The sequence below is a fragment of the Pseudoalteromonas sp. GW168-MNA-CIBAN-0100 genome, assembly GCF_040309225.1.
Lineage (GTDB): Bacteria > Pseudomonadota > Gammaproteobacteria > Enterobacterales > Alteromonadaceae > Pseudoalteromonas > Pseudoalteromonas arctica.
This window is the reverse complement of the sequence record NZ_JBEOOL010001042.1, coordinates 1-239: the sequence shown is the minus strand read 5'-3', so window position 1 is coordinate 239 and position 239 is coordinate 1. Positions and strand designations below refer to the sequence as shown.

The following is a 239-nucleotide window of genomic DNA, read 5'->3' as shown; positions in this document are numbered from 1 at the left end:
GAAATAAGCACGTTAACTTGTGTAGGCCCTAATAGTTTCACTTGCTCCAGCAAATGCAGCATAGCGCCACTGCGGGTGACAATATTACTTTGCGGGGCGACTTCATCATTATTAACCCCATGTATCTCAATGACTTTGGCTAGGCTGTCAAACAGCTCATCTTTATCAACGGGTTTTGTGATAAAGGCAAAAATACCTTGCTTGGTGGCCTCTACCGCATCAGGGATAGATCCATGAGC

At 45.2% G+C, this 239-nt stretch carries 1 pseudogene; it reads right to left on the bottom strand.

The window, feature by feature from the left end:
* Positions 1-239: pseudogene (locus tag AAEY62_RS24525) on the bottom strand (two-component system response regulator GlrR); the annotation flags it as partial.